Source organism: Gordonia paraffinivorans NBRC 108238 (genome assembly GCF_000344155.1).
Taxonomy (GTDB): Bacteria; Actinomycetota; Actinomycetes; order Mycobacteriales; family Mycobacteriaceae; genus Gordonia; species Gordonia paraffinivorans.
Genome location: NZ_BAOQ01000015.1, coordinates 57,288 through 81,786, shown reverse-complemented (window position 1 = coordinate 81,786; position 24,499 = coordinate 57,288). Strand labels below are relative to the sequence as shown.

24 protein-coding genes are annotated in these 24,499 nt (G+C 70.9%); 19 read left to right on the top strand and 5 right to left on the bottom strand.

What is annotated here, in order from left to right; all coding sequences use genetic code 11:
- Positions 1 to 3: 3 nt before the first annotated feature.
- Together GP2_RS08415 and GP2_RS08410 are read right to left on the bottom strand one after the other, a co-directional pair.
- Positions 4 to 1,656, bottom strand: coding sequence for a long-chain fatty acid--CoA ligase (locus GP2_RS08415; protein WP_006900067.1), 1,653 nt, complete (start codon positions 1,654 to 1,656; stop codon positions 4 to 6).
- Positions 1,653 to 2,687: an LLM class flavin-dependent oxidoreductase gene (locus GP2_RS08410; RefSeq protein ID WP_006900066.1), complete on the bottom strand. Its 1,035-nt coding sequence runs from the start codon at positions 2,685 to 2,687 to the stop codon at positions 1,653 to 1,655. Before GP2_RS08410 ends, GP2_RS08415 begins: the two co-directional genes overlap by 4 nt.
- Before the next feature lie 227 nt (positions 2,688 to 2,914).
- Here GP2_RS08410 and GP2_RS08405 point away from each other — a divergent pair, with 227 nt between their 5' ends.
- From GP2_RS08405 to GP2_RS08380, 6 genes are all read left to right on the top strand, one after another.
- Positions 2,915 to 3,337 carry a hypothetical protein gene (locus tag GP2_RS08405; RefSeq protein ID WP_306302385.1) on the top strand — a complete coding sequence of 141 codons (423 nt, stop codon included), beginning with the start codon at positions 2,915 to 2,917 and terminating at the stop codon, positions 3,335 to 3,337.
- Between the two features lie 7 nt (positions 3,338 to 3,344).
- On the top strand, positions 3,345 to 4,532 hold the full coding sequence (locus tag GP2_RS08400; protein ID WP_040526638.1) for a hypothetical protein: 1,188 nt from the start codon (positions 3,345 to 3,347) through the stop codon (positions 4,530 to 4,532).
- Positions 4,529 to 4,789 (top strand): hypothetical protein, encoded by a 261-nt coding sequence (locus tag GP2_RS08395; protein WP_006900063.1) that lies wholly within the window; start codon positions 4,529 to 4,531, stop codon positions 4,787 to 4,789. Before GP2_RS08400 ends, GP2_RS08395 begins: the two co-directional genes overlap by 4 nt.
- Before the next feature lie 21 nt (positions 4,790 to 4,810).
- Positions 4,811 to 5,788: a dienelactone hydrolase family protein gene (locus tag GP2_RS08390; RefSeq protein ID WP_006900062.1), complete on the top strand. Its 978-nt coding sequence runs from the start codon at positions 4,811 to 4,813 to the stop codon at positions 5,786 to 5,788.
- A gap of 98 nt (positions 5,789 to 5,886) precedes the next feature.
- Positions 5,887 to 7,749 (top strand): glutamine--fructose-6-phosphate transaminase (isomerizing), encoded by a 1,863-nt coding sequence (gene glmS, locus GP2_RS08385; RefSeq protein WP_006900061.1) that lies wholly within the window; start codon positions 5,887 to 5,889, stop codon positions 7,747 to 7,749.
- Between the two features lie 10 nt (positions 7,750 to 7,759).
- Positions 7,760 to 9,202: a bifunctional ADP-dependent NAD(P)H-hydrate dehydratase/NAD(P)H-hydrate epimerase gene (locus tag GP2_RS08380; RefSeq protein ID WP_006900060.1), complete on the top strand. Its 1,443-nt coding sequence runs from the start codon at positions 7,760 to 7,762 to the stop codon at positions 9,200 to 9,202.
- Between the two features lie 6 nt (positions 9,203 to 9,208).
- Here the strand turns inward: GP2_RS08380 and GP2_RS08375 are convergent, their stop codons facing one another.
- Positions 9,209 to 9,697 carry a hypothetical protein gene (locus GP2_RS08375; protein ID WP_051997187.1) on the bottom strand — a complete coding sequence of 163 codons (489 nt, stop codon included), beginning with the start codon at positions 9,695 to 9,697 and terminating at the stop codon, positions 9,209 to 9,211.
- 168 nt (positions 9,698 to 9,865) lie between these two features.
- On the opposite strand from GP2_RS08375, the gene alr reads away from it, so the two are divergent.
- The 8 genes from alr to groL all read left to right on the top strand — a co-directional run bounded on the left by alr (position 9,866) and on the right by groL (position 17,360).
- Positions 9,866 to 11,098: an alanine racemase gene (gene alr, locus GP2_RS08370; protein WP_006900058.1), complete on the top strand. Its 1,233-nt coding sequence runs from the start codon at positions 9,866 to 9,868 to the stop codon at positions 11,096 to 11,098.
- A complete protein-coding gene (locus GP2_RS08365) occupies positions 11,099 to 12,238 on the top strand; it encodes an alpha/beta fold hydrolase (RefSeq protein WP_040526637.1) in 1,140 nt (379 codons plus the stop codon). It begins immediately after the preceding gene.
- On the top strand, positions 12,235 to 12,768 hold the full coding sequence (gene tsaE / locus GP2_RS08360; protein WP_006900056.1) for a tRNA (adenosine(37)-N6)-threonylcarbamoyltransferase complex ATPase subunit type 1 TsaE: 534 nt from the start codon (positions 12,235 to 12,237) through the stop codon (positions 12,766 to 12,768). Before GP2_RS08365 ends, tsaE begins: the two co-directional genes overlap by 4 nt.
- Complete coding sequence (gene tsaB / locus GP2_RS08355) at positions 12,765 to 13,529, top strand: tRNA (adenosine(37)-N6)-threonylcarbamoyltransferase complex dimerization subunit type 1 TsaB (protein WP_006900055.1); 765 nt, start codon at positions 12,765 to 12,767, stop codon at positions 13,527 to 13,529. The genes tsaE and tsaB overlap by 4 nt, the downstream gene beginning before the upstream one ends.
- The gene (gene rimI / locus GP2_RS08350) at positions 13,526 to 14,035 is read left to right on the top strand and encodes a ribosomal protein S18-alanine N-acetyltransferase (protein WP_006900054.1); all 510 of its coding nucleotides are present in this window, start codon (positions 13,526 to 13,528) and stop codon (positions 14,033 to 14,035) included. Before tsaB ends, rimI begins: the two co-directional genes overlap by 4 nt.
- Complete coding sequence (gene tsaD, locus GP2_RS08345; protein ID WP_006900053.1) at positions 14,032 to 15,078, top strand: tRNA (adenosine(37)-N6)-threonylcarbamoyltransferase complex transferase subunit TsaD; 1,047 nt, start codon at positions 14,032 to 14,034, stop codon at positions 15,076 to 15,078. The genes rimI and tsaD overlap by 4 nt, the downstream gene beginning before the upstream one ends.
- A gap of 222 nt (positions 15,079 to 15,300) precedes the next feature.
- The gene (gene groES / locus GP2_RS08340; protein WP_006900052.1) at positions 15,301 to 15,600 is read left to right on the top strand and encodes a co-chaperone GroES; all 300 of its coding nucleotides are present in this window, start codon (positions 15,301 to 15,303) and stop codon (positions 15,598 to 15,600) included.
- A 140-nt stretch (positions 15,601 to 15,740) separates the two neighbouring features.
- The gene (gene groL, locus GP2_RS08335) at positions 15,741 to 17,360 is read left to right on the top strand and encodes a chaperonin GroEL (protein WP_006900051.1); all 1,620 of its coding nucleotides are present in this window, start codon (positions 15,741 to 15,743) and stop codon (positions 17,358 to 17,360) included.
- Positions 17,361 to 17,641: 281 nt separating this feature from the next.
- Here the strand turns inward: groL and GP2_RS08330 are convergent, their stop codons facing one another.
- Positions 17,642 to 17,938, bottom strand: a complete 297-nt coding sequence (locus tag GP2_RS08330) for a WhiB family transcriptional regulator (protein WP_006900050.1) — start codon at positions 17,936 to 17,938, stop codon at positions 17,642 to 17,644.
- 530 nt (positions 17,939 to 18,468) lie between these two features.
- Here GP2_RS08330 and GP2_RS08325 point away from each other — a divergent pair.
- The 3 genes from GP2_RS08325 (at position 18,469) to GP2_RS08315 (ending at position 21,019) form a co-directional block, all read left to right on the top strand.
- Positions 18,469 to 19,272 (top strand): hypothetical protein, encoded by an 804-nt coding sequence (locus GP2_RS08325; protein ID WP_255218599.1) that lies wholly within the window; start codon positions 18,469 to 18,471, stop codon positions 19,270 to 19,272.
- Between the two features lie 116 nt (positions 19,273 to 19,388).
- On the top strand, positions 19,389 to 19,964 hold the full coding sequence (locus GP2_RS08320; RefSeq protein ID WP_006900048.1) for a sigma-70 family RNA polymerase sigma factor: 576 nt from the start codon (positions 19,389 to 19,391) through the stop codon (positions 19,962 to 19,964).
- Positions 19,961 to 21,019 carry an anti-sigma-D factor RsdA gene (locus GP2_RS08315; protein WP_006900047.1) on the top strand — a complete coding sequence of 353 codons (1,059 nt, stop codon included), beginning with the start codon at positions 19,961 to 19,963 and terminating at the stop codon, positions 21,017 to 21,019. Before GP2_RS08320 ends, GP2_RS08315 begins: the two co-directional genes overlap by 4 nt.
- A gap of 94 nt (positions 21,020 to 21,113) precedes the next feature.
- Here the strand turns inward: GP2_RS08315 and GP2_RS08310 are convergent, their stop codons facing one another.
- Positions 21,114 to 21,503, bottom strand: a complete 390-nt coding sequence (locus GP2_RS08310) for a DUF5319 domain-containing protein (protein ID WP_006900046.1) — start codon at positions 21,501 to 21,503, stop codon at positions 21,114 to 21,116.
- A 180-nt stretch (positions 21,504 to 21,683) separates the two neighbouring features.
- Here GP2_RS08310 and guaB point away from each other — a divergent pair, with 180 nt between their 5' ends.
- Positions 21,684 to 23,195 (top strand): IMP dehydrogenase, encoded by a 1,512-nt coding sequence (gene guaB / locus GP2_RS08305; RefSeq protein WP_006900045.1) that lies wholly within the window; start codon positions 21,684 to 21,686, stop codon positions 23,193 to 23,195.
- Positions 23,196 to 23,282: 87 nt separating this feature from the next.
- Positions 23,283 to 24,434 (top strand): GuaB3 family IMP dehydrogenase-related protein, encoded by a 1,152-nt coding sequence (locus GP2_RS08300; RefSeq protein WP_040526650.1) that lies wholly within the window; start codon positions 23,283 to 23,285, stop codon positions 24,432 to 24,434.
- The last annotated feature ends 65 nt before the right edge of the window (positions 24,435 to 24,499 follow it).

Genomic DNA, 24,499 nt, shown 5'->3' with positions numbered 1-24,499 from the left:
ACGTTATGAATCGCGGTGCGGAACGGGAACGGGAGAATTCTTCGGCGTTGTGGCTTCCCACAAATCCGGGGTCCCGGCGGCCTGTTCGCGCAGCCGTCGTTTGTCGAGTTTTCCGACGCTGGTGCGCGGCAGCTCGTCCACGACGACGATCTTCTCCGGCAGCCACCAGCGCGGAACGCGCTCGGCGAGGCGCGCCCCGACCGCCTCGACGTCGATGTCGGCGTCGCCGACCACGTACGCAACCGGGCGCTCCTGCCAACGCGGATGCGGCACGGAGACCACGGCGGCCTCGTGCACCGCGGGGTCCTCGAGCAGGGCCTCCTCGAGCGCGACGGAGCTGATCCACTCGCCGCCGGACTTGATGAGGTCCTTGGTGCGGTCGACGATCGTGAGGTAGCCGTGCTCGTCGATGACGCCGATGTCGCCGGTGCGCAGCCAGCCGTCGGCGAACTTGTCCGGGTGGTCGGCGTTGTAGTAGCTCGTCGCCACCCAGGGGCCGCGGATGAGGACCTCGCCCCGGCTGATCCCGTCGTGCGGCATGACGTTGCCGTCGTCGTCCACCAGCTTCCACTGCAGGCCCGGCAGCAGCCGTCCCTGCTTGCGGATGAGCTCCCAGCGACGCTGCGGGTCGTCGTCGGTCGCCGCCGGCGGCCTCGAGAACGTGGCCATCGGGGAGATCTCGGTCATGCCCCAGCCCTGGAAGACCGGCACGCCGAGTTCCTCGAGGTCGCGGATCAGGGAGATGGCCGGAGTGGAACCGCCGAGGACGAGCGCGCGCAGGCTGCTCAGGTCGGTGCCGGCGCCGCGGACGTGGGCGAGGAGGTCGACGGCCACGGTCGGCACCATGCCGGTGTAGGTGACGCGTTCCTTCTCGATGAGGGCCGCGATGTGCGCGGGGGTGGGATGGGGACCCGGCAGGATCTGCGACGCGCCGGTCATCAGGGCCGCGAAGGGGACGCCCCACGCGTTGGCGTGGAACATGGGGACCACCAGCAGGGCGCGGTCGCGCTCGGAGATCGCGTGGCCGTCGGCCAGGCACGCCGCCATCGTGTGCAGGTACAGCGATTTGTGGAGATACCCAACGCCCTTCGGGGACCCGGTGGTGCCCGAGGTGTAGCACAGGACGGCGAGGTCGTCGTCGCGCCGCGGGACCGGTGAGGCGAGGGGCGCCGCCGAGGCGACCATCGAGTCGAGCGTGCGCTCGGCGTCGAGGCTCTCGCCCTCGGGATCGATGAGCACCACCGGCATGTCCGGGCGCCGTTCGCTCGCCACCGACAGCAGGTCGGCGAGGGAAGGGTCGGCGAAGATCATCGCGTCGTCGGCGTGGTCGACGATGTAGGCGATCTCGTCGGGGGAGAGCCGGATGTTGATCGTGTGGAGCACGGCGCCCGCCAGGGGCACGGCGAGATACAACTCGAGGTGGCGCCGGTGGTTCCAGGCCAGCGTGCCCACCCGGTCACCCGGGCGCACGCCGGCCTCGACCAGTGCCGACGCCAGCCGCAGGACGCGCTCGGCGTAGTCGCGGTAGGTGTAGCGGAACACCTCCTCGCCGTCGATGTGGTCGACGATCTCCTTGTCGCCGAACATGTCCCGCGCCCGGTACAGGAAGTCGGTGATGAGCAGCGGATGATCGGCAGGCGTCGGGGCGTCGTTCATGCAGGGACCTCCACGGATTCCTCGGCGGCCAGACGGGCGCGCACCTGCGGCGCGACCTTGGTGGCCAGCAATTCGATTCGGGCGCTTCCGCTCTCGACCGACTCGCCGGGCAGCTGTGCCCAGAAGTGCACGTCCTGTATCTGCGGGGTGGCGCGCAGCATCGCCGTCAGCTCGTCGACGGCGGTCTCGGGGTCCCACAGGGTGAACGACCCGGCGTCGATGAGCTGTCCGGGCTCGGTGAACTGCGGGACGTCGCCGAAGGCGCCCATCTCGATGTACTTGTTGATCTGGTAGAGCGCGTGCGAGCCGATCCGGGCCCACTCGCGTTCGGGGTCCTCGGCGATGATGGTCCACTGCCCGGCGAAGATCCGGCCCTCCGCGCGCGACTTGCCGACCCGCTCGAGTGCGTCGAGGTAGGAGGCGTGGTGGGCGTTCTGGGTGGACAGGAAGCCGTCGCCGATGCGCGCGGCCCGCTCGATGGCGGGGTCGGCCATCGCGCCGACGAGGATGTCGGGGGCCACTTCCGGGGTCGGGGTGACCGGAAGGGCGGGCTTGCGCAGCCGCTTGCCGTCGAAGGGCTCGGCAGATCCGGACCAGCAGCGCCGCACGATCTCCACGCCCTCCTCGAGGAGGCTGGGACGGTTCACCAGCCGGCGGTCGAACGCGTTGAACTCCGGCTCCCAGTACCCCTGGCCGACGCCGAGTGAGAAGCGCCCACCGGTCAGCAGGGAGAGGGTCGCCGAGTCCTCGGCGAGGCGGATGGGGTTGTGCAGCGGCGACACGACGAGATTGGTGCCGATGTGCATGGTGGTGGTGCGATCGCCGATCGCCGAGGCGAGGAGGAACGGGGACGGGGTGTAGCCGTCGTCCATGAAGTGATGCTCGGTCAGCCAGACCGAGTCGATCCCGATGGACTCCGCCCACGCGATCTGATCGAGGGTGGCGCGATAGAAGTCCCCGAATCCGCGATCGCCGGAGTCCGGGTTGCGGAAGTCGTACCAGAGACCGAAGCTCACAGTGGACGCGTTCATTGCAGATCCTCTCGCCGAACAGTGTGGTCGAGGTCACTCTCGGGGATTCGCCGGGGGTACCGGAAGGGGGCGTCGTCGCGGCAGTTGTCGGAAATCCCAAGGCGGCTCGCGGCCGGGTCGGGACGCGTGGTCGGCGAATCCGCCGCGGTGCGGGAACCGATCGGTGGATCGAGTGCGTCCAAGGTGGCGCGGTGCTGGTTACCATCGCGGGGATCTGCCGTAGGGGGGTGAGCAGGGTGGACGGCGCCGGAGACTCCGATGCGGGACGCATCGCCGCGGGCACCGATGCGGGACGCATCGCCGCGGGCACCGATGCGGGACGCGTCGCCATGGATGCCGAGCAGGTGGCGGCCGTCGCCTCGTTCTATCGGCGTTCCTCCCTCGTGGTGAACGCGGTCGCCGACGATCTCGCCGCCCGTGACTTCGGGCGTTGGGCGCGCAGTGACCTGGTCGATCCGAGCGCCGAGCCGGACCCGGTGCTCTCGAGCCTGGCATCCGCCTATGCCGAGATGAGCGCGACGCTGTCCCGGCGGTTGCGCGAGCAGTCGCGCGCCGCGGCGGCGCTGGCCGATCGCCTCCGGTTGTCGGCCGAGACCGTGTCCGCTGGTGACGCCGACGCGGCTGCCGGGGTGGCCGGGGAGACGAGGTGAGTCGCGGATGAGACGCGGTGTGGACTCCCTGTCGACGCTCCGACAGGATGCGCACGCCGGTGTCGCGGAGCTGATCGAGTTCCTCGGTGCCGGCCGCCTGATGGGGTTGGCCGGGCCGGAGGACGCGACGATTCGTACGGGCCTGCAGATGGTCGACGCCTTCGACATCGCCGCGCTCTCGGCCGACGCGCGGGCCCTCGTCGCGGCTCACCGGGCCGTCTCCGATCAACTGCATCACCTGCCCGAGCAGCGTGTGCGGCTCGACGACGGGTGGCGCAGCGCAGCGGCGACGCGGGCCGTCGACGCCGTCATCGGTCATCAGCGCCGTGCCGAGAGCGACCTGTACGTGCTGCACACCCTCACCGACGCCACGGCGGCCGCCGCGTCCGGGATCGACCGGCTGATGCGGTCGTTCTACCTGGCCGTCGCCCGCCTGGGCACCCCGATCGCGGCGGAGACGCCGCCGGCGGAGTTGCCCGAGGCCGTGCTGGGCGGCCGCGTGCCGCTCGGCGTCGTCGCCGAGGACCTGAGGTCGCGGGTGGAGCTGTTCACCTCCTGCGTCGACGCGACGGTGCGTGGGATCACCGGCATCCTGGAGATCCTCAACCGGTCCCTCGACGGGATCGATGCGGAGCCCTACCCGGGCGGGGAGGGCGTCACGGGGTCGACGGAAAGCGCAGGGTCGACGGAACACTCTGTGCCGCGGTCTGTTCCGGTCGGCCCCGCCGATCTCGCGGCAGTCGACTCCGTGGTGGGTGAGACGGCATCCGCAGTTGCCGTCCCCGTGCCCGGTGAGGAGCCGGTGCCCGGGCGCGAGGAGCCGGTGCCCGGGGGCGGGGAGCCCGGGCGCGGCGAGGACGTGCCGTTCCAACTCGGGGGAGCGGTCGGGACGCACGGCGACGACGCCGTGACCGCTCCCGACGCCGGCGTCCCGCAGGACGTGCCCGCGCATCCGGAGTCCGGAGGCGCCGACCCGGGATCGGGAGCCCTCGAGTCGGGCGGACCAGACAGCGAGCGCCCGGACCCCGAGCGCGCAGAATTCGGGCGGCCGGACCCAGAGCGGCCAGACCCCGAGCGGCCGGACCCCGAACTCTCGGGACCCGATGGCCCGCAACCGGTCTCGTCCTTCGCAACCGATCCGTCGCCCGAACCCGAGCGGTCCGCCGGCGACCTGGCCCTGGCAGGTGACCAGTGAACCTCGCCGATCAGATCGAGGCCCTCGCGCGGTCGGCCACCGCGCAGGTCGCCGACGCCTCGCACCGCTTCACCGGGGCGCAACGCGACCTCGCGGCGACCATGGCCGAACACCGACGGACGGCGCCGCGGTCCCGGACCGAACTCCTCCGCGAGGACCTCGAACACCAGGCCGATGCCGCCGACGCGTTGCCGAGCATCATGCTGCCCGCCGACGTCGCCGACGCGAGTCCGCATCTGCCGCCACCCGCGCGGTAGGCAGCGCCTAGGCTGTCTGCTGTGGCACGCAAGAAGCGTTCGAAACCGCAACCGCCCGACAAGCTGATGGCCGCGCTCGGTCGTCGCGGGCCGAACCGCGTCCTGCGCGGTGACCTCGGGATCGTCGGCACGCGCGGCGAGGTGTACACCCCGGCGTCGGGGGAGCGGCTGCCCGCGATCGCCTTCGGTCACGGCTGGCTGACCTCGACCGAGCGCTACCGCGACCTGTGTCAGCACCTCGCCTCCTGGGGCATCGTGGTGGCCGTGCCCGCCGGGCAGAGCGGTGTGTTCGCCTCCGACGACGCGATGGCCGCGCAGCTGCGCTCGGCGTTGTCGATCGTCACCCGCGTCCGCCTCGGCTTCGGCGAGATCACCGTCGACCCGGCCCGGATCGGGTTGGCCGGACACGGTTTCGGGGCGTCGGCCGCCGTCCTCGCCGCCTCCGACGGCGTGCTGCACGGTCAGCCGCAGCCCGCCGTGCGCGGCGTCGCCGCGATCTTCCCCGCACCGACCACCGGGTTGCTGTTGCCCGCCGCACGGCGCCTGGGCGTGCCCGGCCTGGTCGTCTCGTCGATCGGGGAACTCGACACCGTCGACGGCAACGCCCTGCCGCTGGCGCGCGCCTGGGGCGCCGACGCCGACTCGCCGGGAGCGGTCCTGCGGACGCCGCCGGGCGCGACGTCGAAGGGCCTGCTGGAACACCGCGGCATCGGATCGCTGTGGGGGAGCAACGGCGCGGACAAGAAGACGCACCGGGCGGTCCGAGCGCTGTTGACCGGGTTCTTTCTCCACACGCTCAACGAGGACCCGGAGTACGCGGCGTTCGCCGACCCCGACACCGTCCTCGGGAAGGTGCCCGCCGTCGATCCCGACGACCCGCCCGAGGCCCAGGACCGGATCTCCAAACTGCTCGGCGCCAAGGAGCGCAAGCGCCGTCGCGCAGGCACTCCCGTGCCCTCCGGGCTCCCGAACGCAGTGGTCCCCGACACCATCGAGTGACGCCGTCCTCGGCGGATGCGGCGATGTCCGTTTCCGGACACGGCGTTGGCCCTGCGCGGGCGCGTCGATGCGACCGCGCGCAGGTACGCTGACTGACTATGTGTGGAATCGTCGGATACGTGGGGCGTCGTGACGCCCTGGACATCGTCGTCGAGGCATTGCGGCGGATGGAGTACCGCGGATACGACTCGGCCGGTGTCGCGATCCTCGACGGCGCGGGTAACACCGCGATCCAGAAGAAGGCGCTCCGGATGGAGAACCTCGAGAAGCAGATCGCGACGGTCGGACGCGAGGCGCTGTCGGGGACGACGGGCATGGGTCACACCCGCTGGGCGACCCACGGCAAGCCCACCGACAAGAACGCGCATCCGCACGCCAGCAGCGACCGCAAGATCGCGGTCGTCCACAACGGCATCATCGAGAACTACGCCGAGCTGCGCGCCGAACTCGAGGAGGACGGCGTCGAGTTCGAGTCGGAGACCGACACCGAGACCGCGGTCCACCTCGTCTCCAAGTACTACGCGCTCGGCCCGACCGCCGGTGATTTCGTGGCCAGCGCCTACGCCGCGCTGCGTCGCCTCGAGGGCGCATTCACCCTCGTGTTCACCCACGCCGACCACCCGGACACCATCGTCGCCGCCCGCCGGTCGACGCCGCTGGTCGTCGGCGTCGGCGAGGGCGAGATGTTCGTCGCCTCCGATGTGACCGCCTTCATCGAGCACACCCGCGAGGCGGTCGAGCTCGGTCAGGACGAGGTCGTGGTCATCACCGCCGACTCGTACTCGATCACCGACTTCGACCGCAACGAACGCCCCGGCAAGCCGTTCCACATCGACTGGGATCTCGCGGCCGCGGAGAAGGGCGGCTACGACTTCTTCATGCTCAAGGAGATCGCCGAGCAGCCCCGCGCGATCGCCGACACCCTCCTGGGCCACCTGCAGGACGGCCGCATCGTCCTCGACGAGCAGCGCCTGACCGATGACGACCTGCGCGACGTGGACAAGGTCTTCGTCGTCGCCTGCGGCACCGCCTACCACGCCGGCCTGCTCGCCAAGTACGCGATCGAGCACTGGACGCGCCTGCCCGTCGAGATCGAGCTCGCCAGCGAGTTCCGCTACCGCGACCCGGTCCTGGACCGGTCGACGCTGGTCCTGGCGATCTCGCAGTCGGGCGAGACCGCCGACACCCTCGAGGCCGTGCGCCACGCCAAGGACCAGAAAGCGCGCGTGCTGGCGATCTGCAACACCAACGGCGCACAGATCCCGCGCGAGTCCGACGCGGTGCTGTACACGCACGCCGGACCGGAGATCGGCGTCGCGTCGACCAAGTGCTTCCTGGCGCAGATCGTCGCCGCCTACCTGGTCGGCCTGGCGCTCGCGCAGGCCCGCGGCACCAAGTACTCCGACGAGGTGGTGCGGGAGTTCGAGGCCATCGAGGCCATGGCCGACTCGGTCTCCGAGGTCCTCGAGACCATGGGGCCGGTCCGCGACCTCGCGCACTCGCTGGCCGAGCACAACACCGTGCTGTTCATCGGACGCCACGTCGGTTACCCGGTGGCGCTCGAGGGGGCGCTGAAGCTCAAGGAACTCGCCTACATGCACGCCGAGGGATTCGCCGCCGGCGAGCTCAAGCACGGCCCGATCGCGCTCATCGAGGACGGCCTGCCGGTCATCACGATCATGCCGTCGCCGGACGGCCGTGCGGTCCTGCACTCCAAGATGGTGAGCAACATCCGCGAGATCCAGGCCCGCGGCGCGCGCACGATCGTGATCGCCGAGGCCGACGACGACGCCGCGCGGGCGGTCGCCGACGAGTTCATCCCCATCCCGAAGACGCCGACGCTGTTGCAGCCGCTGGTGTCCACGGTGCCGTTGCAGGTGTTCGCCGCGAGCGTGGCGCAGGCCCGCGGCTACGACGTCGACAAGCCGCGCAACCTCGCCAAGTCGGTGACCGTCGAGTAGGGGCCTCCCCATGCCGATGCAGTACCTGACCGCCGACGAGGTGCGCGACGCCGAACGGGCGTCGGGGGATCTGCTCGCGAACGGGACGCTGATGCGTCGGGCGTCCCACGGCGTCGCCCGGGTGGTGGCGGCCGAACTGAACCGGACCGGCGGCTGTTACGGGCGCCGCGTCGGCATCGTGGTCGGCGCGGGTGACAACGGCGGCGACGCGCTGTTCGCCGGGGCCGAACTCGCTCGCCGCGGCGTCGCGGTCCACGCGGTCCTGCTCGCCCCGGACAAGGCGCATCCCGCGGGACTCGCCGCCTTCCGCGCCGCCGGCGGCCGGGTCGTCCCGACGACGGGCGGTGGCGCCGCGCTGCCGGCCGGTCTCGACATCGTCGTCGACGGCGTGGTCGGCATCGGCGGCAAGGGGCCGCTGCGCCCGGCGGCGGCCGCGGTGTTCGCCGCGCTGGCCCCCGAGACCACCGTCGTCGCGGTCGACCTGCCGTCCGGCGTGGACTGTGACACCGGCGAGGTCCACGACCCGTCGGTCCGTGCCGACATCACCGTCACGTTCGGACACCCGCGACGCGTCCACCTGCTCGCCGCTCCGCGCTGCGGGCGGCTCGCGGTCGTCGACATCGGCATCGGCAAACCGTCGGAACGTGTTGCGCCGCGGCTGTTCTCGTTCTCCGACGAGGACATCGACTGGCCGGTTCCGGGTCCCGCCGACGACAAGTACACCCAGGGTGTGGTCGGGGTCATCGCGGGTTCGCACCGTTACCCGGGCGCGGCGATCCTGGCGTCGGGCGCGGCGGTCACCGCGACGTCCGGTATGACGCGCTACGTGGGATCGGCCCACGCCGAGGTGGTCTCGCATTTCCCTGAGGTCGTCGCGGTGCCGGACCTCGCGGAGGCCGGACGCGTCCAGGCCTGGACGGTCGGTCCCGGGATGGGAACCGACGACGCGGCGGAGGCCACGCTGCGCACCGTGCTCGACACTGATCTCCCGGTGCTCGTCGACGCCGACGCGCTCACCATCGTCGCCCGACGCCCCGAGCTGGTCGCCGGCCGAACCGCACCCACGCTGCTGACGCCGCACGCCGGCGAGTTCGCCCGGCTCACCGGCACGGCGCTCGGGGCCGACCGGCTGTCCGCGGTCGCGGGCCTCGCGGCCGAATGGAATGTGACCGTCCTGCTCAAGGGGCGCATCACCCTGGTCGCCGACCCGACGGGTTCGGTCGCCGGCAACGACGCCGGGTCGTCGTGGGCGGCCACCGCCGGGGCGGGCGACGTGCTCGCCGGCATCGCCGGTTCGCTGCTGGCCGCGGGACACACGCCGCAGACGGCGGGGGCCTGGGCGGCGCGCGTCCATGCCCGCGCCGCGCTGCTCGCCAGCCGGGGAGCGCCCATCGGGGCGTCGACCCTCCTGGCGGCCCTGCGTCCGGCGATCCGCGAGTTCGTCAGAGGGTGAGCACTCTCAGGAGAACGCGAGTACCGGGAACGCCGCGGTGAGCACCGACGCCGCGGTGACCACGGCGAGGAAGACGAGGTCCACGACCGGCGCCGCGCGCCGGAGTTCACCGGCGCGCAGGCGTGCGACGAACGACGTCACCAGCAGCACGACCGCGCAGACCGCGGCGACGCTCCCGACCAGCCACAGTCCCAACCCGGCGAGGAAGTAGCCGTCGGAATCCTGATCTGCGAGGGTTCGGGCGAAGGAGATGACCAACAGGACCGCGCTGCCGACGAGCGACGCCCAGGCGACGGCGTTCGACGCCCAGGCGAGCAGCGACTCGCGCAGGCCAGGCGTGCGGCCGCCGGTCAGCGGTGGCGTCGGGTACACGTATGCCGCCGGTCGGAGGGGCGTCCCGCGAAGGTCGACCGGGACGAACTCGTCCGGGAAGGCCGGTTCGGGGAAGACCGGGTCGCGTGGTCCGGGCTGCTGGTTCATGGTGGGGTTCATCATGCTCCGACGTCTCGTGCTCTCGGGGGCTTCGGGGTCGCGTTCCAGCCAACCGCAGGCGCCGGCCGCGCGCATCGGTGTGATTACTCATGTCCGCCATCGCGTGCCGTATCCCTGGTCACGCCCGGTGTGAGCCAATCGGGTCGCGACGATCTGGGAGAATGGTCGCCGATGACTTCTCCTGCCCTGACCGCGACCGTCGACCTCGGCGCGATCGCCCACAACCTCGACGTTCTGCGGAACGCCTCCCACGCTCCCGTCATGGCGGTCGTCAAGGCCGACGCCTACGGGCACGGCGCCGTGCCGGTGGCGAGGGCGGTGCTGGCCGCCGGCGCCGCCGAACTCGGCGTGGCCCACATCACCGAGGGGATCGCACTGCGCGCCGCGGGGATCGACGCGCCGATCACGGCGTGGCTGCACACACCCGGCGCAGACTTCGACGCGGCGATCGCGAACGACATCGAAGTGGCACTGTCCTCGCCCCGCCAGCTCGAGGCCGTGGTGGCCGCCGCGCGTCGTGCGGGGGTCCGGGCGTCGGTCACGGTGAAGGTCGACACCGGCCTCAACCGCAGCGGCGTCGCCGTCGACGAGTGGGACGTGTTCGTGCGGGAGATCGCGAAGGCACACGCCGAGGAGTCCGTGGTGCTGCGCGGGGTGATGTGCCACCTGGCGCGTGGCGACGAACCGGGGCATCCGCTCAACGACGAGCAGGCCGGGCGCCTGGACCGGGCGGTGGACGATCTCACCCGTGCCGGGGTGGCCCCCGAGGTGGTGCACATGGCGAACTCGCCCGCGGCGCTGACCCGGCCCGACCTCGCCAGGGACATGGTCCGCCCCGGCATCGCGCTGTACGGACGCACCCCGATACCCGAGCGCGGCGACTTCGGGCTCATCCCCGCCATGACCCTGTCGGCGCAAGTGGCGCTGGTCAAGAACGTGGCAGCCGGAGAGGGCGTCTCCTACAGTCAGACGTGGATCGCGCCCCGGGACACCGTCGTCGCGGTGGTGCCGGCGGGATACGCCGACGGTGTGCCGCGCCTGCTGTCGGGTCACCTGCGCGTCCGCATCGGCGAGCGGCTCTTCGACGGGATCGGGCGGATCTGCATGGACCAGCTGGTCATCGATCTGGGACCCGACGGGGCAGGCGTGCGCGAGGGAGACGAGGTCGAGTTGTTCGGCACGGGCCGTCACGGCGGCCCGACCGCCAGGGACTGGGCCGATGCGATCGGCACCATCGACTACGAGATCGTGTCGCAGATCGGCAACAGGGTGGTCCGGAGCTACGTGGACCCGCAGGCCCCGGGCCCGGCAGCCGATGACGACTCGACTGGCGACCCGCGACGTGCTGCGGGTGGCGGTCAAGGAGATGCGCGTCGGCCTGACGATTGGGGCGGTGAGCCGTAGATGAGGGGGGTGAGCGAGATGGAGGACTACGAACGCGCGGGCCTGTTGGCCGGTGTCGCCGGCGTCGCGGCCCTCGGCGGACGGGCGGCGATCGGTGCGGCCCGCAATGCCGCGCGCAAGAGCGTCGTGGGCCGGCCCGACCCGTACCACGGCATCGACCTGACCGCGATGTACGACCTCCCGGCGAGCACGGTCACCACCGACGACGGTCTCGAGCTCGCGGTGCGCACACTCGATCTGGGGAACGTCGCCCACGGTGAGGCGCCCGAGCTGACCATCGTCTTCGTGCACGGCTTCAGCCTGCGCATGGCGAGCTGGCACTTCCAGTGGCAGCAGCTCGCCCGGGAGTGGCCCGACCGCAACTATCGGCTCGTCTTCTACGATCACCGCGGTCACGGCCACAGCGACGCCGCGCCCGCGGAGACCTGCACCATCGCCCAACTCGCCGACGACGCGGCCGCGGTGCTCCGGTCCACCGCGCCCACCGGTCACGTCGTGCTGGTGGGGCATTCGATGGGCGGCATGACCCTCATGGGCCTCGCGCGCCGTCACCCGGCGCTGTTCTCCGCGGAGGGGCGGGTGGCCGGTGTCGCGCTCGTCGCCACCGCCGCGCGCGGACTCACCGAGGCCGGACTCGGCGAGGGGCTGCAGAACCCGATCGTCGACGCGTTCCGGCTCAGCGTCCGCCGCGCCCCGCGGCTGGTGCAGGCCGGCCGCGGTATCACCAGGTCCGCGCTCGAACCAGTACTGGTCGCGGCCAGCTTCGGCCCCACCTTCTTCAGCCCGGCACTCGGCCGCGCGGTGGAGAAGATGATCCAGAACACGCCGATCGAGACGATCGTGAACTTCCTGCACGCGCTGGAGATCCACGACGAGTCCACCGCGCTGCCGGTGCTGGCCCAGGTGCCCTCGACCGTCGTCTGCGGCGACAAGGACCGACTCACGCCGCTGCCGAACTCGGTTCGGATGTACTCGCAGCTCGGAACGGATTCACGCCTCGTGGTCATCAAGGGAGCCGGGCACATGGTCCAGATGGAGGAACCGGAGATCGTGTCCGACGCGATCGTCGATCTCGTCGACCGGGCGCGGGTGGCGCTGCCACGGCCTCGTCGTCGCTGGTGGAATCGGAAGCGCGCATGAGCAACACACCCGGGACGCCGGACGCTACGCAGCCGAGCCCGATCACCGATCGCGCGGGCACCCGCGAGTTGCCCGACGTCGCCGACACCGAGGCCTTCGGCGCCGAACTCGCCACGACCCTCTCGGCGGGCGACCTCGTCATCCTCGACGGCCCGCTCGGTGCCGGGAAGACCGCGCTCGCCCGCGGGATCGGCCGGGGGCTCGGGGTGGAAGGACGGGTCACGTCGCCGACGTTCATCATCGCCCGCGAGCACCGCGCCGGCCGTCCTGACGGCCTGGCCATGGTCCACGTCGACGCCTACCGTCTCGGCCTGCACGAGCCGGGCCCCGACGGGCGGCCCGCCCGCGTGGTCCTCGACGAGCTGGACGCGCTCGACCTGGACACCGATCTCGAGGATGCGGTGGTCGTGGTCGAATGGGGTGAGGGTGTGGCCGAGAGACTGGCGCAGCGGTATCTCGTCGTGCGGTTGCGGCGAGACCCCGACACCGATGTGCGGCATGCGGAGTGGGAATGGGTGAGCGAGGAATGAGTTCCGGGCAGCGCGCGTACAAGGTCCTCGCGATCGACACCGCCACCGACTCGGTCGTGACCGGCGTCGTCGAGGTGGTCGGCGAATCGTTCGGCGACACCGCGGTTCTCGCCGAACGGGTGATCTCGGATCATCGTCGGCACGCCGAACTGCTGACGACCCTCGTCGCCGAGTGCCTCGCCGAGGCGGGGGTGTCGCGTGACGCCCTCGACGCGGTGGTCGTCGGCTGCGGACCCGGACCGTTCACCGGCCTGCGGGTCGGGATGGCGACCGGTGCCGCCTTCGCCGATGCGCTCGGGATCCCGGCGTACGGGGTGTGCTCGCTGGATGCGCTCGCGCTCGACGCCGCGCCCGAGGGAGCAGGCGTGCTCGTCGTCACCGACGCCCGGCGCCGCGAGGTGTACTGGGCGGCCTACGCCGACGGTCGGCGCACCGACGGCCCGGGGGTCATCGCGCCCGCGCTCCTCGCCGAGGACCTCGCGGCCGATCTCGCCGCCGGGACCTACGCCGTGGCGGCCGGCTCGGCGCCGCACCTCGAACTCGTCGGCTGGACGGGTACGCCGCCCGAGGTCACGGTCCCGACGCCCCGCGGCCTCGTCGCGGCGGCCGCGGGCCGCATCGTCGCCGGTGATCCCGCCGAACCCCTCGTCCCGCTCTACCTCCGCCGGCCCGACGCCGTCGAGCAGAAGGAATTGAAGGAGCGCAAGGCGAGGAAGGAGCGCGAAGCGCAGCAGGCGCAGGCCTCCGAGGTCGTGCCGTGACCGCTTCCGAGCCCGTCATCGACGCGCTCACCTACGACGACATCCCGCGCTGCGCGATGCTCGAGAAGGTGATCTACGGCGACGACTCACCGTGGCCGGCGTCGGCCTTCCGGGCCGAGCTGAACGCCCCGTACAACACCTACTTCGCGGCCCGGGAGGAGCCCGGCGGCGAGATCATCGGCTACGCCGGGATCTCGACGCTCGGTCAGCCCGAGGCCTACGAGTGCGAGATCCACACCATCTCGGTCGATCCGCGCCACCAGGGCAAGGGCATCGGCAAGGCCCTGCTCGAGGCGATGCTCGCGGTCGCCGACGAGGTCGACGCACCCGTCTATCTCGAGGTTCGCACCGACAACGACCCCGCGATCGCGCTGTACTCCCGGCACGGCTTCACCACCGTCGGGTTGCGTCGCGGCTATTACCAACCGTCCGGCGCGGACGCCTACACGATGCTGCGGGCCCCGAGTTCGGGACGGCCGATCGAACCGGAGGAGGGCCCGGCGTGATCGTCATGGGCATCGAGAGTTCCTGCGACGAGACCGGTGTCGGGATCGTGCGCTGGACACCCGGCGACGGGGACACCCCCGGATACGCCACCCTGCTCGCCGACGAGGTGGCCAGCAGCGTCGACGAGCACGCGCGCTTCGGCGGCGTGGTGCCCGAGATCGCCTCGCGCGCACACCTCGAGGCCATCGTCCCCACCATGCGACGCGCCCGCGAGGCCGCCGGCATCGACAAGCCGGATGCGATCGCGGTGACCATCGGCCCCGGCCTGGCGGGTGCGCTGCTCGTCGGCGTCGCCGCGGCCAAGGCCTACGCACTCGCGTGGGACGTGCCGCTCTACGCGATGAACCACCTCGGCGGGCACGTCGCGGTGGACACGCTCGAACACGGGCCCATGCCCGAGTGCGTCGCGCTGCTCGTCTCGGGCGGACACACCCACCTGCTGCACGTGAAGGATCTCGCGCAGCCGATCGTCGAGCTCGGCACGACCGTCGACGACGCGGCGGGGGAGGCCTTCGACAAGGTGGCTCGGCTGCTCGACCTGGGGTTCCCGGGCGGTCCCGCGCTCGACCGCGTCGCCCGCGACGGCGACCCGAACGCGATCGCCTTCCCGCGCGGCATGACCGGGCCCCGCGATGCCCGCCACGACTTCTCCTTCAGCGGGCTCAAGACCGCTGTCGCCCGCTACGTCGAGAAGTGCGAACGTGACGGCGTGCCGGTCCCCGTCGCCGATGTCGCGGCGTCGTTCCAGGAGGCGGTCGCCGACGTGCTCACCATGAAGGCGGTGCGCGCATGCGAGGACCTGGGCGTGACGACCCTCGTGCTCGGCGGCGGCGCGACCGCCAACTCGCGGATCCGCTCGCTGGCCGAGGAGCGGTGTGCGGCGGCGGGGATCACGCTGCGCGTCCCCAGGCCCCGGCTGTGCACCGACAACGGCGCGATGATCGCCACCCTCGGAGCCCACGTGATCGCCGGCGGCGCCGCGCCGTCGCCGCTCACCGTGGCCTCCGACCCGGCGATGTCGGTGCGGGTCAGCCAGCTCTGAGGCGTCCGCGCGGGCGGGTTCGGGGTGTCTGGCCGCCCGTCTGCGATCGCCGCGGGCGAAACTCCGGCATTTCGCACCCACCTCCCTTGAGTGCTGGCACTCGCATGTATAGAGTGCTAGTTGGCACTGAGTGAAGCCTCGGACACCCGCGACGACGAGGTTTTGTCCCAGGGCCATGAACGTGCAGATTCTTTCTCAGTACGAAAGTTGAGGACTCACATCGTGGCGAGCGTGAACATCAAGCCGCTTGAGGACAAGATCCTGGTGCAGGCCGTCGAGGCCGAGACGACCACCGCCTCGGGCCTGGTCATCCCGGACTCCGCCAAGGAGAAGCCGCAGGAAGGCACCGTCATCGCCGTCGGCGAGGGTCGGGTCACCGAGCAGGGCAATCGCATTCCGGTCGACGTCAAGGAAGGCGACACCGTCATCTACAGCAAGTACGGCGGCACCGAGATCAAGTACAACGGCGAGGAGTACCTGATCCTGTCGGCGCGCGACGTGCTCGCCGTCATCGGCAAGTAAGACTCGGGCGAGGGATCTCTCCCCGCGAGTCGTCTGAACGTCTGACGCGCCGCCCCGGCTCCCCGTCCAGGGGTCCCGGGGCGGTCGCCGTTGACGCCGGGCGGCTCCCGTGAAGACCTACTCAGTGAAGAAAGAGATTCATGGCCAAGCAGATTGAATTCAACGAAACAGCGCGCAAGGCGCTCGAGCGCGGCATCGACCAGCTCGCCGACACGGTGAAGGTCACCCTCGGCCCGCGCGGTCGGCACGTCGTGCTCGCGAAGGCCTTCGGCGGCCCGAGCGTCACCAACGACGGTGTGACCATCGCGCGTGACATCGACCTCGAGGACCCGTTCGAGAACCTCGGCGCGCAGCTGGTGAAGTCGGTGGCCACCAAGACCAACGACGTCGCCGGCGACGGCACCACCACCGCCACCGTGCTCGCGCAGGCGATGGTCAAGGCCGGCCTGCGCAACGTCGCGGCCGGTGCCAACCCGATGGCGCTCGGTGCGGGCATCAGCAAGGCCGCCGACGCCCTGAGCGAGGCCCTCCTGGCCGCCGCGACCCCGGTCGACGGCGAGCAGGGGATCGCCCAGATCGCCACCGTCTCCTCGCGCGACGAGGAGATCGGCGCGATGGTCGGCAAGGCGATGACCGCGGTCGGCGCCGACGGTGTCGTCACCGTCGAAGAGGGATCGGGCCTGCACACCGAGCTCGACGTCACCGAGGGCGTCCAGTTCGACAAGGGCTACCTGTCGCCGTACTTCGTCACCGACGTCGACAGCCAGGAGGCCGTCCTCGAGGACGCCTACATCCTGCTCTACCGCGACAAGATCACCTCGCTGCCCGACTTCCTCCCGGTGCTGGAGAAGGTCGTCGAGACCGGCAAGCCGCTGGTCGTCATCGCCGAGGACGTCGAGGGCGAGCCGCTGTCGACCCTGGTGGTCAACTCGATCCGCAAGACCCTGAAGGCCGTCGCGGTCAAGTCGCCGTTCTTCGGTGACCGCCGCAAGGCGTTCATGCAGGACCTCGCGGTCGTCACCGGCGGCACCGTGATCTCCAACGACATCGGTGTCACCCTGGCGGGCGCCGGCCTCGAGCTGCTGGGCACCGCGCGTCGCGTCGTCGTGACCAAGGACTCGACCACGATCGTCGAGGGTGCGGGCACCAAGGACGAGATCGCCGCGCGGGCGGCGCAGATCCGCCGCGAGATCGAGCAGTCGGACTCCGACTGGGATCGCGAGAAGCTCAGCGAGCGACTGGCCAAGCTGGCCGGCGGCGTCGCCGTCATCCGCGTGGGTGCGGCCACCGAGACCGAGCTCAAGGAGCGCAAGCACCGTGTCGAGGACGCGGTCGCCGCTGCCAAGGCCGCGGTCGAGGAGGGCATCATCCCCGGTGGCGGTTCGGCCATCGTCCAGGCGGCCAAGGTGCTCGACGACCTCGCCGACTCGCTCGACGGGGACGAGGCACTCGGCGTGCGGGTGGTCCGCGACGCCGCGAAGGCCCCGCTGTACTGGATCGCCACCAACGCCGGCCTCGACGGCGCCGTGATCGTGCAGAAGGTCGCCGAGGCGGAGAAGGGCCACGGCTTCAACGCCGCGACCCTCAGCTACGGCGATCTGGTCGCCGACGGCGTCATCGACCCGGTCAAGGTGACCCGTTCGGCGGTCGTCAACGCCGCCTCGGTCGCCCGGATGGTCCTGACCACCGAGACCGCGGTCACCGACAAGCCCGAGGAAGAGGCCGCCGACGCGCACGCCGGACACGGCCACGCGCACTGACGCGGACACCCTCGGCGTCTCGCTGACGAACCGGCTGTCATCCACCACCCGTGGGTGACAGCCGGTTCGGCTTTCGCAGGGCGGCCACGCGCCGGAGGTCGTCGCGCCGCGGTGGGGCCGATGCGTCGGCGACGGCAGAACCGAGAGCAGAAGAGCCGCGCATCCCCCGTAGGGGATGTGCGGCTCCTCGGTGCTTCGGTTCGAATGGTTCGGCGTTCCTCGAGGGTCACAGGGGCTCGAGGGTCACGGTCGGTGCGATCGTCGCCGGTCGCCGGCGTTGGTCAGCTCGCCATCCGGCGCCCGACGCCCCGCTTCATCAGCATGCTGCGCTCGGACTCCGAGAGTCCGCCCCAGATGCCGTAGGGTTCGGCGACGGCCAGCGCATGCTCGCGGCATTGGGCGATCACCGGGCACTGGTGGCACATCTCCTTGGCGCGGCGCTCGCGCTGGGCGCGCGCCCGGCCGCGTTCTCCGTCAGGATGGAAGAACATCGACGAGTCGACTCCGCGGCAGAGCCCGTGCATCTGCCAGTCCCAGACGTCTGCATTGGGGCCGGGGAGGTGGTTTGGCTGAGGCATGGCAGCTTCTCCTTGTCTAGGGCCGCTCCGGGTTCTCCGGTGGCGAAACGTCGATTCCTGCAACGCGTGAGCACACATTAAGCGGGCCTGAGAAATGCAGTCAACATCGCTCGGAATGGCCTCAGAAGAACAAAAAGTCTCGTCGATGTTAACGGCAGGTTAGACGGCCTGACGGTGATATCACGAGGGATCGTGGGAGGGTCGAATGCCTTCGTTCAGACCATAAACATCCGTCCTGAACTGCGGAAATGGTCTCTGTGTACGAGAGGGAAGGTGAGGTGAGGCGGCGAATGGGGGCGGCGGCGGCTTGTCAACGGTTAACATCGTGGAAATCTCCTTATTATCTGCCGGTGATCTTGTCCCGGGATTAACGTTGGGAATCGTTCGTTAAATTCATGCAAACCAAAAAGGATCCAGTGATCCAGGCCACTCGCCGACCCCGTGAAACCGCTGGTCCGGGCCCGTCTGGCGGGACTCGGGACATCGCCCGCGCCGGCGTCGACGCACGGTTGGGGTGGTGGACCGACGCGGTGGAGAAAGGCGGCCGAGGCGACTACGCAGCTGCGCTCGCCGCTCTCGACGGTGTCGTCGCCGGCATCCGAGCCGCCCACGGTTCCGCCGCGCCCCGGGGCGTCGACGCCGCGGTGCTCTCGCTGTGTCTGAGCACGCGGGCGTCGTTGCTACGGCAGGGCGGCCGGCACGATCGCGCGATCGGGGTCGACGGGCGTGCCCTGGCAGTGGTGGCCGACGTGTGGCCCGACCCGGAGTCCGGCGGGAGGCGGTTCGACCCGTTACGCGCCGCGGTCGCCGACGCGCTGGTGGGTCTCGCGGCCGACAATCTCGGGCTGTTGCGGTTCGGTGCGTCGCGGCGCCTGCTGGAACGTGCGCGCGGGTTGTTCGCCGGGGACACCGGCAACGAGGACGAGAACTGGCTCACGTTCTCGCGCTGCCTGCTGCGCTGGGAGTGGGTCAGCGCCGAGCTCGGCCTCTACTCGGGGGACGTCGCGGCCGGCCTGGTCCATGCGGAGGCGGGCGCGGGGCTGGTCGGCCGTCTGTCGGAGCATTCGACGGTGCCCGTCCGCCATCGCGTCAAGACCGAACTCATCCTGGCTGCGGCCGAGGCGGGCATGGGCCGTCGCGAGGACGCGGTGGCACGGGCCCGGCATGTTGTCGTCACCGCAGGTCAGGAGGGGCTCTTGCCGCTCGAATGGGCGGCCTGGAGCCTGCTTTCCGGACTCGGCGACGTCTCGCCGCAGGAAGAACAGAGGTACGGCCACCTGCGCGCCACGCTCGTCGGCAAGGGCATGCCGTTGCGGTCGGGTGATGATGGCTAAGGTGTTTGAGGGTCTGCCTCGGCGGCGTCGTCGTCGACGCCGGAGGCGCGGGGGCCCGTAACAGGACCGGCCAGCGGGCGGTCAACCGATCTGTAACACGGGGTTTCCTACGCGCGATGAAGCTGTCAGGTGGTGAGTTGGACGACGCTGTGCGGGCCGCGGGCCGGGGCGATCGTGCAGCTCTCACCGCAGTCCTCGAGAGTGTGCAGGAGCCGATCCTGCGGTACTGCCGAGGGCGAATCGGAGTGGGAGAACGGCACCTGTTCTCCGCGGACGACATCGCGCAGGAGGCTTTGATGGCGGTCATGACCGCTCTGCCCCGTTATCGGGATCAGGGCAAGCCGTTCATGGCCTTCGTCTACGGCATCACCTCGCACAAGGTGGCCGACGCCATGCGGGTGGCGGCGCGAGTGAAGTCCGATCCGGTCGAGGACATTCCCGAGGTGGGTCTGGTGACGGACGGGCCGGAGCAATCCGCGCTCGACGCCGACGCCAGCAGACGGATGCGCGCGCTCTTGGAGATTCTCCCCGAGAAGCAGCGCGAGGTCCTGGTCCTGCGACTCGTCGTCGGGATGTCCGCGGAGGAGACGGCCCAGATGATCGGTAGCACCGCGGGGGCGGTGCGCGTCGCCCAGCATCGGGCACTGGCGAAGTTGAAGGAAGAGCTGAAACGAGCGGGAGGATCACGATGAGCGGGGAGTCCGACTGGCGCCGCCGTTCGATCCACGGGCGCGAACAGCTCGGCCGAGTGGGGGAACCATTGACCAACCGTGCGTCCGGGTCCGAACGACCGGACCCCAACACACCTGCCGACGACCCGGGGCTGCTCGTGCCCGGCGGCGTCGCGGCTGATTCCGCCGACGAGGCGCCGGACCTGTCCGAGGTCGCCTTCGACGAGAACTTCCTCGACGCGCTCGTGAGCGGCGTGCCGGTGCCCACGCGCGACACCACCGAGTACCAGCTCGCCGAGCTGCTGTCGGGCTGGCGTAGCGAGGCCGTCTCGACCCCGACCGCCCCGCTGGTGTCGGTCGACGACGTCGAGCGGGCCATCGCCCACACCGAGCGCGCGAGCCGGGGACGCCGGATGGTCCGCCACCTGCGAGTCGTGTCGGGTGCGGCCGCGATCGTCATCGTCGCCGCCGCCGGCCTCACGGTCCTCTCCGAGGGCTCCAAGCCGGGCGACCCGTTGTGGGCGGTCAAGGAGGTCGTGTTCTCCGAGCAGGCCTCCGAGACCCAGGCGGCCTACGACGTCCGCAGCAACCTCGAGCGTGCCGAGGCCGCGATCGCGGCCGGCGACACCTCCGCCGCGGTCGTCTACATCCAGAAGGCCGAGGAGAAGATGGGGCCGATGCGCGACAAGGGCACCCGTCGGGAGATGTCGGAGTGGGTCGGCCGTCTCCGGGGTGGTGCCGGCATGCCGGCCACGGACACGAGCACCGAACCGTCGCGTGCGTCGGCGACTTCGCCCGACGCCAGTGACAAGCCGGACCTGCGTATCCAGAGCACCGTGCCCTCGCCGTCCGACCGGCCGGCCCCGCCGTCGAGCGACGAAGAGGTGCCCGGCGGCCCGGTCGACGAGCCCGGTACGTCCGAGGAGCCGCAGCCGACGTCGCCCCCGAGTCAGTCCAAGGCCGACAAGCCGTCGTTGCCCAGCACGTCGTCGGCGAGTCGGACACCTGCGCAGTTCCCCACGTTCCCGTGGTCGCCGCCCCCCGGCGTCGACGCCTCCAAGCGCAAGCCCGGCTGATCGCGCGCCGCTACGAACCAGACGACTGTGCCCGTACCGGATAGGTACGGGCACAGTCGTCTTGTTTGGTGCCGGTCGCGCGGGACCGGTGCGGTCAGCGTCCTTCGTCGAAGTGGTTGCGCGCGTCGGCGTAGCCGCGGCAGTAGTCCCAGGTGACGTAGTGCTCGGGCTTCGGGTCGACCGCGGGCTCGTGCGGGCGCACGGTGCCGTCGATCAGCAGTTGGATGAGGTTCGCGCGGAGCATGTCCCAGTCGTGGTAGTGGTCCTCGTGGCAGTCGTCGCACATGACGACCAAGCCGCGGACGCCGCGATGGGCGAGCAGCGCCTCGTAGACCGCGAGATCGGCGAGGTCCTCCTCGACCGCCAGCCGCTCGTTCTCGTCCAACGGGATACCCGGCTCCACACTGTCGAGTGCGGCAGCGGGATCGCTCGGGTCGTCGGCGAACGGGTCCGGCGGGAGGCCGGGTGGCAGGTGGTCACGCACACCACCACGGTAGCCGATATCACCCGTGTCGCGCCGCAGGCATCCGCCAGGGATCCGACGTGTGGACGACGCGCGTGCGGACGGTGTCACGACGCGGCGAGAACCAGGGGAACCCGTCTCGTCGGAGGCCTTCGGCACGTGTGACGATCGCCGCATCGGCCGAGTCGATACGATGGACCGATGACGCATGTTCGTACCGGTGGAGACGATCCCGGCAAGGTCGCGATGCTCGGCCTGACCTTCGACGACGTCCTGTTGCTGCCCTCGGCCTCGGACGTGATCCCGAGTGAGGTGGACACCTCCTCGCGGGTGACGAAGAACGTGACCCTGAAGGTGCCCCTGGTGAGCTCTGCTATGGACACCGTCACCGAGTCTCGCATGGCGATCGCGATGGCGCGCGCCGGCGGCATGGGCGTGCTGCACCGCAACCTCTCCATCGAGGCGCAGGCCTCGCAGGTCGAGACCGTCAAGCGGTCCGAGGCCGGCATGGTCACCGACCCGGTCACCTGCTCGCCGACCCACACTCTCGCCGAGGTCGACGCGATGTGTGCGCGTTACCGGATCTCCGGCCTGCCCGTCGTCGACGACAAGGGCGAGCTGGTCGGCATCATCACCAACCGGGACATGCGTTTCGAGGTCGACCAGAACCGTCCGGTCGCCGAGGTGATGACCAAGGCCCCGCTGATCACCGCCCAGGAGGGCGTCTCGGCCGAGGCCGCACTGGGACTGTTGCGCCGCAACAAGATCGAGAAGCTCCCGATCGTCGACGGCAACGGCCGCCTGACCGGTCTGATCACCGTCAAGGACTTCGTCAAGACCGAGCAGCACCCGAACGCCACCAAGGACTCCGACGGCCGTCTGCTCGTCGCCGCGGCCGTGGGCACCGGCGGCCCGCAGTGGGACCGTGCGATGGCGCTCGTCGACGCCGGTGTCGACGTGATCATCGTCGACACCGCGCACGCCCACAACCGGCTCGTGCTCGACATGGTCGCCAAGCTCAAGGCCGAGGTCGGCGACCGCGTCGACGTGGTCGGCGGCAACGTCGCCACCCGCGAGGCCGCCCAGGCGCTCGTCGATGCCGGCGCGGACGCGGTGAAGGTCGGTGTCGGTCCCGGCTCGATCTGCACCACCCGCGTCGTCGCCGGTGTGGGCGCCCCGCAGATCACCGCGATCCTCGAGGCCGCGGCGGTGTGCCAGAAGGCCGGTGTGCCGGTGATCGCCGACGGCGGCCTGCAGTACTCGGGCGACATCGCCAAGGCGCTCGCGGCCGGTGCGTCGACCGCGATGCTCGGCTCGCTGCTCGCCGGCACCGCCGAGGCCCCGGGCGAGCTGGTCCTCGTCAACGGCAAGCAGTACAAGAGCTACCGCGGCATGGGTTCGCTCGGCGCGATGCAGGGCCGCGGGCAGGGCAAGTCGTACTCCAAGGACCGCTACTTCCAGGACGACGTCCTCAAGGAGGAGAAGCTCGTCCCGGAGGGTATCGAGGGACGGGTGCCGTTCCGCGGCGCGCTCAACGAGGTGATCCACCAGCTCGTCGGCGGCCTGCGTGCGGCGATGGGGTACACCGGGTCGTCGACGATCACCGACCTGCAGAAGGCCCGCTTCGTCCAGATCACGGCCGCGGGGCTCAAGGAGTCGCATCCGCACGACATCACCCTGACCACCGAGGCACCCAACTACTATTCCCGCTGACGTCTCCCGCGGGGTTCCCGGTCGCATCCGCCGACCGGGAACGCCGTAGGGTCGATGTGCAGCTGAACTCCGCAGAAAGGCGCAGTGGTGCGTGACCTCGTCGAAATCGGCATGGGCCGGACGGCCCGACGGACCTACGAGCTGGACGACATCAGCATCGTCCCGTCCCGTCGGACCCGCTCGTCCAAGGACGTCTCGACGGCCTGGCAGATCGACGCCTACCGGTTCGAGTCGCCGATCCTGAGTCACCCGACCGATGCGCTGGTGTCGCCGGCGGTCGCCGTCGAGCTCGGCAAGCTCGGCGCACTCGGCGTCATCAACGGCGAGGGCCTGTGGGCGCGGCACCGCGATGTCGAGGACAAGCTCGCCGAGCTGGTCGCCATCGCAGCCGACGACCCGGACCCGTATGCGGCCGTGCGCCACCTGCAGAAGCTGCACGCCGCGCCGCTCGATCCCGAACTGCTCGGCCAGGCGGTCGCACAGGTGCGCGAGGCCGGTGTCACCACCGCGGTGCGGGTCAGCCCGCAGCACGCCCCGGAGCTCACCCCGGCGTTGCTCTCGGCCGGCGTCGAGATCCTCGTCGTGCACGGCACGATCATCTCGGCCGAGCATGTGGCGCAGGGCGACGGCAGCCCGCGCGAGCCGCTCAACCTCAAGACGTTCATCGCCGAGCTCGACATCCCGGTGATCGCCGGCGGCGTCCACGACCATCGCACCGCGCTGCACCTGATGCGCACCGGTGCGGCCGGCGTGATCGTCGGCTACGGCTCGGCGGCCGGCGCGACCACCACCGGCGAGGTCCTGGGCATCGGCGTGCCGATGGCCACGGCGATCGCCGACGCTGCGGCGGCACGTCGCGACTACCTCGACGAGACCGGCGGCCGCTATGTGCACGTGATCGCCGACGGCGACATCCACACCTCGGGCGACCTGGTGAAGGCCATCGCCTGCGGTGCCGACGCCGCGGTGCTCGGCACTCCGCTGGCGGCGTGCGCGTCGGCACCGGGCCGCGGCTGGTACTGGCCGTCGGCGGCCGCGCATCCCGACACTCCGCGCGGCTCGCTCCTGCAGGTCGCGGTCGACGACGACCGCCCGAGCCTCGAGCGCGTCCTCGTCGGTCCGTCCGACGATCCGTTCGGCGAGCTCAACTACGTCGGCGCCCTGCGTCGCGCGATGGCCAAGGCGGGTTACTGCGACCTCAAGGAGTTCCAGAAGGTCGGGCTGTCGGTCCGCGCCTGAGCGCCTCCACCGGCGTCCCGCGGAGTCGGGACGACGCGTATGCGCGCCGAAGGGTGACCGGCGTC